At 65.7% G+C, this 12,038-nt stretch carries 7 protein-coding genes; 2 read left to right on the forward strand and 5 right to left on the reverse strand.

Features of this window, described 5'->3' with window-relative positions; translation table 11 throughout:
- Positions 1–56: 56 nt before the first annotated feature.
- On the reverse strand, positions 57–2,744 hold the full coding sequence (locus tag PJL15_RS06975; RefSeq protein WP_281450452.1) for a bifunctional GNAT family N-acetyltransferase/acetate--CoA ligase family protein: 2,688 nt from the start codon (positions 2,742–2,744) through the stop codon (positions 57–59).
- A gap of 54 nt (positions 2,745–2,798) precedes the next feature.
- On the opposite strand from PJL15_RS06975, the gene PJL15_RS06980 reads away from it, so the two are divergent.
- Positions 2,799–5,312 carry a DNA gyrase/topoisomerase IV subunit A gene (locus PJL15_RS06980; RefSeq protein ID WP_281450453.1) on the forward strand — a complete coding sequence of 838 codons (2,514 nt, stop codon included), beginning with the start codon at positions 2,799–2,801 and terminating at the stop codon, positions 5,310–5,312.
- Positions 5,313–5,382: 70 nt separating this feature from the next.
- Here PJL15_RS06980 and PJL15_RS06985 read toward each other — a convergent pair whose 3' ends face one another.
- On the reverse strand, positions 5,383–5,766 hold the full coding sequence (locus PJL15_RS06985; protein ID WP_281450454.1) for a VOC family protein: 384 nt from the start codon (positions 5,764–5,766) through the stop codon (positions 5,383–5,385).
- A 128-nt stretch (positions 5,767–5,894) separates the two neighbouring features.
- Here PJL15_RS06985 and PJL15_RS06990 point away from each other — a divergent pair, with 128 nt between their 5' ends.
- Entirely contained in the window at positions 5,895–6,413 is a 519-nt protein-coding gene (locus PJL15_RS06990) for a DinB family protein (RefSeq protein ID WP_281450455.1), read from the forward strand.
- 40 nt (positions 6,414–6,453) lie between these two features.
- Here the strand turns inward: PJL15_RS06990 and PJL15_RS06995 are convergent, their stop codons facing one another.
- Genes PJL15_RS06995 through cydB form a run of 3 tightly spaced genes read right to left on the reverse strand, consistent with a single transcriptional unit; the run spans position 6,454 to position 12,025 of the window.
- On the reverse strand, positions 6,454–7,464 hold the full coding sequence (locus PJL15_RS06995; RefSeq protein WP_281450456.1) for a GNAT family N-acetyltransferase: 1,011 nt from the start codon (positions 7,462–7,464) through the stop codon (positions 6,454–6,456).
- 9 nt (positions 7,465–7,473) lie between these two features.
- Entirely contained in the window at positions 7,474–10,932 is a 3,459-nt protein-coding gene (gene cydD, locus PJL15_RS07000; RefSeq protein WP_281450457.1) for a thiol reductant ABC exporter subunit CydD, read from the reverse strand.
- 7 nt (positions 10,933–10,939) lie between these two features.
- Positions 10,940–12,025: a cytochrome d ubiquinol oxidase subunit II gene (cydB, locus tag PJL15_RS07005; RefSeq protein ID WP_281450458.1), complete on the reverse strand. Its 1,086-nt coding sequence runs from the start codon at positions 12,023–12,025 to the stop codon at positions 10,940–10,942.
- Positions 12,026–12,038 lie beyond the last annotated feature (13 nt).

Genomic DNA, 12,038 nt, shown 5'->3' on the forward strand with positions numbered 1-12,038 from the left:
CCCCCATTTTCACAGATCGCATGGTGACTTCCTAACTGCGCACCACACCCCTGTGGCTAACTTCGCATTGCCCGGCGGGCGCTGTCCGTACGCTGGGCTGCGTTGCCGATCCATACGTCTGCCCCGAGGATCGTGGCGCCCGCGGGCCCTGCCAGAACGGGGTTGAACTCAACCAGCGCAATCCCCGGGTGGTCGTCCTTGAGCTTGGCAAGCCTGGCGGCGATGTCTTCAAGGGCTGCTACGTCGACGGCCGGGAGCCCCTGGTAGCCGAAGAGTTTCCTGGAGGCACGTGGCGAGCGGATGACGTCGTGCAGGTCCGCGGCTGAGAGCGGCGGCACCCGATGCGCCCAATCGTCCAGCAGGTTCACGGCATCGCCTGCCAAGCCAAAGGACACCACAGGTCCGAGAAGAGGGTCCTCCATGGCCCGAAAAGTACACGCCTGGCCAACCGGGGCCATGGCCTGCACTTCCAGCGTCGCGGATCCGTAGGGCTCCAGGGCCCGGCGCATCTGGGCGATATTCAGCCGCAGGGATTCGGCGTCCTGGATGTCCAACCGCACGCCGCCGAGGTCAAGCCGGTGCCGGAGGGCGGGGTCGGTGGTCTTCAGCACCACGGGCCACCCCGCAGTCCCGGCGGCATCGATCGCTTCCTCTTCCGTGCCGAAGCCAAAGCTGGGCAGTACCTCAATGCCGTAGCCTGCCAGCAGGGCCGCAGCTGCACCGGCGTCGAGCTTGCTGATCTTTTCACCCGTGACCCCGGCCAGCATTGCGGCCAGGGTTTCCCGGGTGCCGTCGATGTCACAGCCCTCGGGTTCGACGAAAAGTCCTTGGTCGCGATCCCGCCACTGGGCGTACCGGACAATGGCGGCCAAAGCCGCCACCGCTGCCCCGGCGTTGGAGTAGCACGGAAGTTGCGGCTTACCGTCGGTGCCCACCATTCCCTCCACCTGGACGGAGGGATCCAGGATCCCGGTAAAGGCGGCAATGACGGGCTTTCCCGCTTCCGCGGCGCAGTCGGCGAGGACACCGGCCAAGGCCTCCACGGTCAGGCCGCGGGCAGGAAGCAGGGCGGCCACTACGGCGTGGACGGATTCGTCCGCGAGGCTCTCAAGCAGGCTGGCCTTCAATGCCGGCAGCGCGAGGGACATCCCGGAGTCGAGGTCAACATCGGTCACCAGGCGGTTGACGTCCAGGCCCAGGGGAACCGCGGTGTCGGCCACCACTTTCGCCAGCGCAACGGAGTTGGCGTACACCGCAACCCCGGGCCCCTGTGGAAGGGCCTGGGAAGAGGCAATCTGGGCGACGTCCATGAGTTGTTCAATGGTGTCAACGCGTATGACGCCGGCCTGCCGCATCATCGCGTCCAGCGCGGCCGATGGGGCTTGAGTGGTCCTTACCTCGTGCCCGGGCGGCAGGCTGAGGCCGGTGACATCGGACTTGGCAACGATCACTGGCTTGCTGCGGGAGAGCCGGCGGGCCAGGCGCGAGAACTTACGCGGGTTGCCAATGGACTCCAGATACAGGCCCACGGCGGAGGTGTCGGCGTCGTCCTCCCAATACTGCATGACGTCGTTGCCGGAAACGTCGGCGCGGTTGCCGGCCGACAGGAAGGAGGACAAGCCCAGTCGACGGCGGCTGGCGGCTGCGTACACCGCCACGCCGACGGCGGCAGACTGGCTGAACAGGCCCAGGCTCCCCCTTGGCGGCATCGTGGGCGCCATCGATGCGTTCAAGGACACTGCCGGGTGGGTATTGAGGATCCCCAGCGATTCGGGGCCGATCACGCGCATTCCGTTGGCCCGCGCCCGCCGTACGAGCTCGTGCTGGCGCGCCAGGCCGCGCTCACCGTCGTCGGCGAACCCGGCCGTGGCCACCACGATTCCCTTGACGCCCGCAGCGGCGCATTCGTCCACTACTTTGGGCACTTCTTCGTAGGGCACCGCGATGATGGCCAACTGGACTGGTCCCGGTATTTCGGACAGCTTCGAGAACGAGATCATGCCGGCAAGTTCGAAAGCTTCCGGGTTGACAGCGTAAACCGGCCCTTTGAAGCCGCCCTCGATGATGTGTTCAAGCAGTTGGTAGCCAACGGTGCCCCACTTGCGGCTGGCTCCGATGACGGCCACGGACGACGGCGACAACAGGTCCCGCACGCTGCGCGCCTCGGCTCGGTGCTCCCGGGATTCCATGACGGCCCGTGATTTTTCCGTGGGGTCGATGTTGAACTCGACGCTGACCACGCCGTCGTCGAATTGGCGTTTGAGGTCGTAACCGGCGTCCGCGAAGACCATCAGCATCTTGCGGTTGTCCGGCAGGACCTCGGCGGTGAAGCGCCGGATGCCGTTTTCGCGGGCAGCCACCGCCAGGTGTTCCAGGAGGATGGAGCCAATGCCGCGTCCCTGGTGGGCATCGGAGATGTTGAAGGCAACCTCTGCTTCGCTGGGGTCATCAAGCCGGTCGTAGCGGCCTATTCCCATGATTTCGCCACCGATGGTGATGACGAACGCCACGCGGTTGATGTGGTCCACTTCGGTGAAACGCCGCACTTCCTTGCCGGAGAGCCTTGGCTTGAACGAGAAGAAGCGCATGTAGATGGAGGCCTGGGATTGCCCCGCGTGGAACGCCTGCAAGGCGTCCGCGTCCTCGGGCCGGATGGGGCGAAGGTGGGCGGTTCCGCCGTCGCGCAGCACGACATCGGCCTCCCAATATTCCGGATAAATGCCGACGCCGGGCTGATCCACCATAGGCTTAGCCTAGCTAAAACATCCGCAGTACAACTTTCAAGGATCCACCGCCCCATGGCCCGCAGCCAATCTTCTTCACGCAAAGCCGAGCCACTCGGCGACTTCACCGAGAACATCGTCGACATTGACGTCACTTCCGAGATGGAAGGCTCCTTCCTGGAATACGCCTACTCGGTGATCTATTCGCGTGCCCTCCCGGACGCACGCGACGGCTTGAAGCCTGTCCAGCGGCGCATTCTGTACATGATGTCCGACATGGGCCTGCGCCCGGACCGCGGGCATGTCAAGAGTGCCCGCGTGGTGGGCGAGGTGATGGGTAAACTCCACCCCCACGGCGACGCCGCCATCTACGACGCCATGGTCCGCATGGCGCAGGACTTCTCGCTGCGCCTGCCGCTGATCGACGGCCACGGCAACTTCGGCTCGCTCGACGACGGCCCGGCAGCGCCGCGTTACACCGAAGCCCGCCTGGCTGCTGCTGCGCTGACCATGACGGACCACCTTGATGAAGACGTGGTGGACTTCGTCCCCAACTACGACAACCAGCTGACCCAACCGGATGTACTTCCGGCTGCGTTCCCCAACCTGCTGGTCAACGGCACCACCGGCATCGCAGTGGGCATGGCCACGAACATGGCTCCGCACAACCTGGTGGAAGTCATTGCTGCCGCCCGCCACCTGATCGCCAACCCGGATGCCACCTTGGATGAGATCATGCGCTTCATCCCCGGGCCGGACTTGCCAACCGGCGGACGGATCGTGGGACTCGATGGCATCCGGGACGCCTACGCCACGGGCCGGGGGTCCTTCAAGACGCGCGCCAAGGTTGAGGTTGAACAGCTTTCTGCACGCCGCACCGGCCTGGTGGTCACGGAGCTTCCCTACATGGTGGGTCCCGAAAAGGTCATCGAAAAGATCAAGGATGCCGTCAACGCCAAGAAGCTGACGGGCATCAGCGACGTCGTTGACCTCACGGACCGCAACCACGGACTGCGCCTTGTCATCGAGCTCAAGAACGGCTTCAACCCCAACGCCGTATTGCAGCAGTTGTACCGCTACTCGCCCATGGAAGATTCCTTCGGGATCAACAACGTCACGCTCGTGGACGGCCAGCCGCAAACCCTGGGGCTCCTGGAGCTGCTGCGGGTGTACGTGGAGCACCGCCTCAACGTGGTGCGCCGGAGGACCTCGTTCCGATTGGGCAAGAAGAAGGACCGCCTCCACCTGGTGGAGGGCCTGCTGATCGCGATCGTGGACATCGACGAGGTCATCCAGATCATCAGGTCCTCGGATGAGGCCTCGGCCGCCCGCGAACGGCTCATGTCCATCTACGACCTCACTGAGATCCAGGCAAACTACATCCTGGAACTGCGGCTGCGTCAGCTGACCAAGTATTCGCGCCTGGAGCTGGAAAAGGAGCAGGACGAACTCCGCCGCGAAATCGAGGCACTCGAAGCCATTCTGGCCTCCGACGAATTGCTCCGCGACCTTGTCTCGGGAGAGCTGGGAGTCATCGCGGAGAAGTACGGCACTCCGCGGCGAACGGTGCTGTTGGAATCAGAAGCTGTCTCTCCCACCGTCGCTGCGTCCCTGGCGGCCGCACCGGGCCCCAAGGGGAAGGCCGCAGCCCTACCCCTGGAGATTCCGGACGACCCCTGCTGGGCCTTGCTGAGTACCTCCGGGCAGATTGCCAGGACCTCCAACCAGGAGCCGTTGGCCGAGGCCGGTCCCCGGGCCAAGCACGATGTGTTCCGGTCCGTGGTCAAGACCACCGCCCGGGGAGAGATTGGTGCCGTGACATCGCAGGGCCGGATGCTGCGCCTGCAGGTGATGGACATGCCTGTGCTGCCACCGGTCTCCGGGCTTCCCAACCTGGCCGGAGGCGTGCCCGCCAAGGACTTCATCACCTTGCTCAAGGGCGAAACCCTGGTGGCCTTCGTTCCCCTCGACTCGGTCCTGGCAATCGGTACGGTCCAGGGCGTCGTGAAGCGCGTTCAGCCGGACTACCCGCTGAACCGCGAGGACTGGGAGATTATCGCCCTTAAGGACAAGGACTCGGTTCTTGCCGTGGAACCGGCACAGGAGGACGACGTCGATCTCGTGTTCGTGACCAGGCAAGCCCAGCTGCTTCGGTTCAGTGCCTCCAACGTCCGTCCGCAGGGACGCACCGCTGGCGGCATGGCCGGCATCAAGCTTGCCGCCGGAGATGAAGTGATCCACTTCGGCGCCGTGCGCGCCAACGATCCTGCCGCCGTCGTGGTCACCATTGCAGGGACCAACGGCGCACTGCCGGGCACGGCGCCCGGCACCGCCAAAGTGACGGCGTTCGAAGAGTACCCGGCAAAGGGCCGGGCAACTGGCGGCGTGCGCGTCCACCGGTTCCTCAAGGGCGAAGACACCCTGCTGCTGGCATGGGCGGGGCACGGTCCGGCCAAGGCGGCGTCCGCGGCCGGAGTGGCACGGGCGCTTCCGCATGAGCACGGACGAAGGGACGGCTCCGGCGTTCCGTTGTCCCAGCCGGTCGAGGCCATAGGTCCAAGCATGGTGTGGACCGACACAGCAGAGTAGCCGCAGCAAAGGCCGGGGGTTCCAAACCCCCGGCCTTTTCTCTTCTGCGGCCATGAAGCCACTGTCCGGTCTAGCCGGTTTGGTTCAGGCTCAGGATGTTTCCCTCGCTGTCCAGGAACCACGCCGCCTTCTCCCCATCCGGCATGGTGGCGACGCCGTCCTCGGTCTTCAAGCCAGGGAAGTCGTAGTCTTCAAACGTGACTCCCCTGCCGCGGAGTTCCTCCACGGCGGCTTTGACATCACTGACCATCCAACCCATCTGCGTGTTCTTCGCCGACCCGGCATTGGAGGTCTGGTAAATGAAGAACCCCGTTCCATCGCCGCACCTGTACTGCAGGTTGTCATCGGCGTCCGGATTTTCGGGTTCGAGTCCGAGTTTCTCGCTGTAATACGAGCGTGCCCGGGCGATATCCTGTGCCGGTAGGACGGCACCAACCTGCTGATCCTTGAGCATTTTTTCTCTTTTCCGGCTCTCCTCCCGGAACGAACTTTACTCTTGGGCGGGTTGCTAAGTAATTGGAAAACGACACCATATTTCAGCCCCTCCGGGGGCTGTGCCACGGATCGGCTTAGACTGGCCGCATGCCGATCATCCCTGATGAAAAAGACTGGACCTGGGTACTCTCCGAGCCTTGCCCGGAATGTGGTTTCGACCCCTCCACGGTGACGCCCGCGACCGTGCCGGGCACCGTCCTGAACATGCTCCCCCGCTGGCGGGCAGTCCTGCGGCGCGAAGACGCAACGGAACGGCCGAACGACCACACCTGGTCTCCGCTGGAGTACGCCTGCCACGTCCGCGATGTCTTCAGCCTCTTCGACCAGCGGCTGAACCTGATGCTCACCGAGGACGACGCCCGCTTCGCCAACTGGGACCAGGACCAGGCCGCGATCGAGGGTGAGTACGATTCCGCGGACCCCCGTGCCGTGGCTGACGAACTTGAGGCGGAGGGCACCGTGATCGCAGAGTCCTTTGCCCGTGTCGTGGAGGATGACTGGCAGCGCACGGGCACCCGCAGCAACGGCTCCACGTTTACGGTGCTGACGTTTTCCCAGTATTTCCTGCATGACGTGGTCCACCACCTGCACGATGTTGACGGCTAGGAATGCTGACGGCTGGGAATACGGTGCCGAGGGGTGGAAGCTAGAGCATCTTCTCCCACGTCATACTGCGGTTTACCGGCGTGTAGCCCATGCCCAGGTAGAGCTGCAACGCTCCTGTGGGGTTGGCTGAGTCCACATCCAGCGACGCCACATCCATCCCGGCCGTGACATAACGGCGCATGGCGTCAGCCAGCAAGGCCTGGGCGATTCCACGGCCACGGTAGGCACGCCGAACCCCGAGGAGCTCCGTGTACCCTTCCTTGAAGCCACGCTCCTCGGCCGAATCGGGATCGTGGCTTGTCAACTGGTAGCCGGCCACTGTGCCCGTGGAACCGTCGATGACCACCGCGCTGAGATCGTGCCGTCCAGTGGGTTCCTCAATGGTGAACCGCCACGATTCCCCGTCCCGTGGTTCACTCCCCCAGTGGTCCCGGAAAGCATCGTTATGGGCCAGGCGCACGGGCTCGAAAAGCGAGGCGTCCAGTGTCCTCAGCTCAAGCCCCTCGGGCAAGGGTGCATCCGGAAGTTGACCCTCCAACGGCCTGTGCATTTCGTTGAACCACCGCACTGCACCATAGCCGTGCCCCATCAGGAGTTTTACCTGGTGTTCGTGCTGTTCTTCGGTCTGGATACGGATCCGGGGCGGGGTTGCCGGATGGCCGGCGGCGGCATCAGCTGCAAAGCGGCGCCGGGCCTGCTCCTCTTGCCACAAAAGGACCGCCGAGCCGATGCCGCGTTGCTGCCACTCCGGGTCGACGCATGCCATGCCGGTGGCTTTGTCGCCGTCGGGATTCTTGGCGATCCGGCCGTAGGCGCGGGCCACGCCGTCGTCGTCCAGGCCCAGCAGCGTATGCGTGGGCGGTGGGTTCTTGGTGGATTCAAGGATGTGGACGAGGTCGCCGCGCTTCTCGTACCAGACAGGATGTTCGACGGCGGCCGTTCGGGCAATCAGTGCGGCCCAACCCTCCAGGTCCGCCACGGTGGCCGGCCGCCACTGTAAACCTGTGGCTTCGGGGTCGGGCATGGCGTCGCGTTCGGCGTCGAAAGACATGCCCTCAGGTTACTGAGCAGTAGACCTTCCTGCCAGCTCCGCCGCGCCCGGCCCTGGCACCGGACTTCCGGCTGCGGACAGCTCAAGGCGCGCGTCTGCGGGGTCGATGTCATCGGGATTGTGGGTGACCAACACCACCGTTACGTCCTTGAGTCCCTTCCTCAGGACAGCCATCATTTCCCGTGCGGATCCTGCGTCCAGGTGGGCTGTTGGCTCGTCCAGCAACAAGACGGAGGCACCAGTCAGCAGCGTACGGGCCATGGCGAGGCGCTGCCGCTCGCCACCGCTGAGGAATGATCCGCCCGAGCCAATGCGGGCGTCCAGCCCACCCGGCAGGGCCATCACAACATCATCAAGCCCGACGGCGGCCAGCGCCTTGTGCATCTCATCCTCGCCGGGTTTTTGGCCGGCTGGCCTGCTGAGCAACAGGTTGCCCCGGACGGTGGAGTCGAAGAGGTGCGCTTCCTGCGGGCACCAGGCCGCTGTACCAGTCAGTGTGGCCGTTCCCCCTGTGAGCGGCAGGAAACCCAGGAGGACAGAAAGGAGCGTGGACTTGCCCGCGCCGGAAGGTCCCGTAACGGCCAGCCAGCGGCCCGGCTCCGCAACAGCGTTGAGTCCGGAGAAAACCACAGGTCCTCCGGGCCAGGCTGCGGAAGCAGCGTGCAGTTCCAGTCCCTGCTTTCCGGGCCGGTCAGCCAAAGTCAACGGACCGCCGTCGTGGTCTTCCTGGTCGTTGTTCACGCCGGAACCGTCCACGGCGTCCAAGGCACCGGCGGCCGCCACTTTCCCAAGGACGGCTGCGAGCGCGGGCGCCTGGCGGACGGCGGAGACGATGCCCCCGAAGGGTTCCATGAGGGCCAGCTGCATCAGGACAATAACGGCCACCAGTTCAGGGGCGGCCGCCCCGTCCAGCACGGCAGGGGCGCTGAGTACTCCTGCCCAAAGGGCCGCCAAAGAGCATCCAAGGACGATCACCGCCTGCCCCAGGCCTTCGGCCCATGCAGAGCGCTTGGCCGACGCCGTGGCCGCCCGGTCCTTGGCTCCAAGGGAGGTGATCACCTGTTCGCCTACATTGTTGGCGTGAAGCTCGGCGCGGGCGTCGAGTGCGGCAGCGACGCCCCGCAGCACCACGGAGCGCATTTGCTGGCCGGCTTTCGCGGCGTTGTGGTCGGCCAGGACGGCAAGCAGCGGAGCCACTGCCAGGCCAACCATGGAGGCAAGCAGCACGGCAGGCAGCGCGGCCGGCAGCACGATGCCGGTGGCAAGGATTGCGGCACCACCTACGGCCACGGCGGTGACAACGGGCAGCGCGACCCTCGGCAGGAGGTCCCGGAGCGTGTCGACGTCATCCACGATCGAACCCAGGACGTTGCCGCCTTGGAGCAGGCGGCGAAGGGACAGTGCCCGGCGGCTGAGGGTAGCCCACAGCACCCCTCGCAGGCGCGTCATGGCAGCGAAGACGGCGTCGTGGGTCAGGAGGCGTTCGCAGTACCTGAGGACTGCGCGCCCGATGCCGAAGAACCGGACACCCACGATGGCGCCCAGCAGGTACAGGATGGGTGGTTGCTGGCTGGCCCTGATGATGAGCCAGCCGGACAATCCGGACAGGGCCACGGCGAAAAGTGCCGCGAGAACTGCCACCACGCCTGCGGCGGCGAACTTCCAACGGACGGGTTTCAAAATGGCCAGCAGCCGCTTCAGGTTTCTGGCGCTGCCGCCAAGGGGGCGATCACTCGTGGCGTGGAGACCGGTTCCGGGTCGGACCGGCTCGGGTCGGACCGGCTCCGTCGCCCGGTCCATTGACTGTGCCGGATCTATTGACTGTGCCGGAGCCGCTGCGGCACCTGCAGCCGTAACTTCCCCAACCGCCACGGAGGCCGCCTGCGGGTTGCCAAGGGGCACCAGGTGGTCCGCGAGCGCGCGGGTGGCCGCGTCATGGGCCACGAGGATCACGGTGGCGGTGCCACGAAGGGACTCGATGGCGCGACGGACCGCGCCGGCGGAGATGTCGTCCAGGTGCGCAGTGGGCTCATCGAGCAACAGCAGGGTTGCGCCTGCTTCCACTCGCGCGAGGCCACGGGCCAAGGCGACCCGCCGCAACTCCCCCGGGCTGAGTTCGGCCGGGTGCTTGGCGGCCAGGTGGCCCGCGGAAGCGTTCTCCAGTACACGTGCCACGGCCTGGTCCGCATTACCGACGTATCCCTCGAGGTAGAGCTCGACCTCTTGCCGGACGGTGTCGCAGGCCATGACAGGGTGCTGGGGAACCCACGCGACCCTCCCGGGCTGCGCCCCGGTGATGCGCCCTGTGACTGCGGCACCCGGACCCTGCCCGAGGAGCCCGGCGATGACCTTGAGGACGGTGCTCTTGCCAGTGCCGCTGGCGCCGTCGAGGGCTGTGATGCTTCCCTGCGGTGCGGTGAAAGCCAGGGGCCCGACGGCGGCCGCGGACCTGCCGGTGTACCTCACCATCAGGCCGCTGACCACAACGTCTTCGTGGCCCTTCCCTGCGGTTTCCGGCAGCGGTTGGGCGATGGGTGCTTCCAGTACGGTATTGGTGGTTTCCAGGGCTGCCCGACCGTCGTCGCTGGCGTGGTGGGCGGTCCCAAGTTCCCGCAACGGCAAGTAGCAATCGGGGGCAAGGATCAAGGCCAGGAGGCCCGCTTCCAGCGCCATGTCCCCTGCCACCAGCCGTACGCCAATGAAGACTGCCACCACGGCAACGGAAATGGTGGCGATGAGCTCCAGGGCAAGGGCGGACAAGAATGCGGTGCGGAGGGTGCCCATGGTCCGGATGCGGTACTGCTCGGAGATGTCTTCCAAGGCGGCCCGCTGCTCGCTGGCACGGCCCAGGCCCACCAGCACGGGCAACCCCTTGGCGAGTTCAAGGATGTGGCCGGAGAGTTTCCGCAGGGTGGATTGCGCATCCCGGACACTGTCCTCTGTGTGCCTGCCGATCAGCACCATGAACAGCGGCACCAACGGCACCGTCAGGACGATCACCACGGCACTCACCCAGTCGGCAAAGAGGATCCGCGCCCCGATCAACAGCGGAACCGTGGCGCAATTGACCAAGGCAGGCAGGTACTGGGTGTAGTAGTCGTCCAGCGCATCCAGTCCGCGCGTGGCCAGTATCGCCAGGCCGCCGTCGTTCATTCCCTCAACCGGAGCCGAGCCGGCGTCGTCCAGGGACCGCCTTAACAAACGGGCCCGCAGTTCCTCCTTCACGCCCAGGGCGGCGTGCCGTGCCGCAATGCCCTGGCCCCACACCGTCAAGGACCTCAGCACCGCGCCTACCGCGCCCCAGAACAGGCCGTCGCTCCAGCTGTCCGAGCCCGTCGCGAGGCCGGCGAGCATCACTGCGACAGCCTGCGCCATGAGGACAAGGGACAGAGCCTTGAGCGCGGACATCAGCCCTATGGCGTACAGCGCCGAACGGGTGGCCGTTCCGGAGGGAAAGACGGGTTTCATGGGGCGGCTAGTCTCCCGGTTGCGTGGTCTTGGTCGGCGCCCCGCCGTCCTTGGAAACGAGTACCTTTGCCGCGATTGCGGGCAGGAAGCCGTGCGCTTCGGGGATGTGCGCCGCACTGACACGCCGGCGGAAGACCCAGTACGTCCAAGCCTGGTAGGCGATGACCAGCGGCAGTCCGACTGCGGCCACAATGCTCATCAAGCCCAGGGTGTAGTCCGAGGACGAAGCATTGGAGATGGTCAGGTTGAAGGCAGGATCGATCGTGGAGGGAATGACGACCGGGAAGGCCGCTCCGAAGATCGAGCCCGTGGCGAAGACAATGAACGCCCCCAGGGCGCCGAAGGCCCGCCCCTCCGAGCCTGCGCGGGCCAATGTCCACGCCAGGACCACGGCGACGACGGCAGCGGCTACCAAGGCCCACGTCCACGGCTTGCCGCTGAGGAACTGGACCGAAACCATCCAGCCGAACATCGGCAACACTGCTGCCGGTACCAACCGCACAAACCAGCGGCGGGCGCGGTGCCGCACATCGCCGTCGGTCTTCAGGGCCAGGAACGCCAGCGCGTGCACCAGCGCAAAGGCCACGACGCCGAACCCGCCCAGCAGCGCATAGCCGCTGAACCAGGACATCGGGCCGCCTTCCCGGTCGCCGTTGGCGTTCAGCGGTAGGCCGGTAGTGGTGAGCGCGAGCGCCGCACCGATGCCGAAAGCAGCAACGAAGGAACCGATCGCGATCGCCCAGTCCCAGCGGTTGCGCCAGCGTTCGGAGTCCACCTTGCCGCGGTATTCGAAGGCAACAGCCCGGAAGATCAAGGCCGCCAGGACCGCCAGCAGGGGCAGGTAAAGGGCCGAGAACAAGGAGGCATACCAGAGCGGGAAGGCGGCGAAGGTGGCCCCGGCCGCGGTCAGCAACCAGACTTCGTTGCCGTCCCACACCGGACCAATGGTGTTCAGGAGGACGCGCCGGTCAGTGTTGTTGCGGGCGAAGAGCTTCATGAGCATGCCGACTCCGAGGTCGAAACCCTCAAGGAAGAGGTAGCCGGTCCACAGAACGGCGATGGCCACAAACCAGATGGTTGGCAACAGTTCCATTGTCAGTTTCCCT

This window comes from Paenarthrobacter nitroguajacolicus, assembly GCF_029952445.1.
Lineage (GTDB): Bacteria > Actinomycetota > Actinomycetes > Actinomycetales > Micrococcaceae > Arthrobacter > Arthrobacter nitroguajacolicus_B.

Excerpts from the sequence above, each read along its gene's own strand:
- PJL15_RS06975 (WP_281450452.1), bottom strand. The coding sequence starts at position 2,744 with ATGGTGGATCAGCCCGGCGTCGGCATTTATCCGGAATATTGGGAGGCC.
- PJL15_RS06980 (WP_281450453.1), top strand. The coding sequence starts at position 2,799 with ATGGCCCGCAGCCAATCTTCTTCACGCAAAGCCGAGCCACTCGGCGAC.
- PJL15_RS06985 (WP_281450454.1), bottom strand. The coding sequence starts at position 5,766 with ATGCTCAAGGATCAGCAGGTTGGTGCCGTCCTACCGGCACAGGATATC.
- PJL15_RS06990 (WP_281450455.1), top strand. The coding sequence starts at position 5,895 with ATGCCGATCATCCCTGATGAAAAAGACTGGACCTGGGTACTCTCCGAG.
- PJL15_RS06995 (WP_281450456.1), bottom strand. The coding sequence starts at position 7,464 with ATGTCTTTCGACGCCGAACGCGACGCCATGCCCGACCCCGAAGCCACA.
- cydD (WP_281450457.1), bottom strand. The coding sequence starts at position 10,932 with ATGAAACCCGTCTTTCCCTCCGGAACGGCCACCCGTTCGGCGCTGTAC.
- cydB (WP_281450458.1), bottom strand. The coding sequence starts at position 12,025 with ATGGAACTGTTGCCAACCATCTGGTTTGTGGCCATCGCCGTTCTGTGG.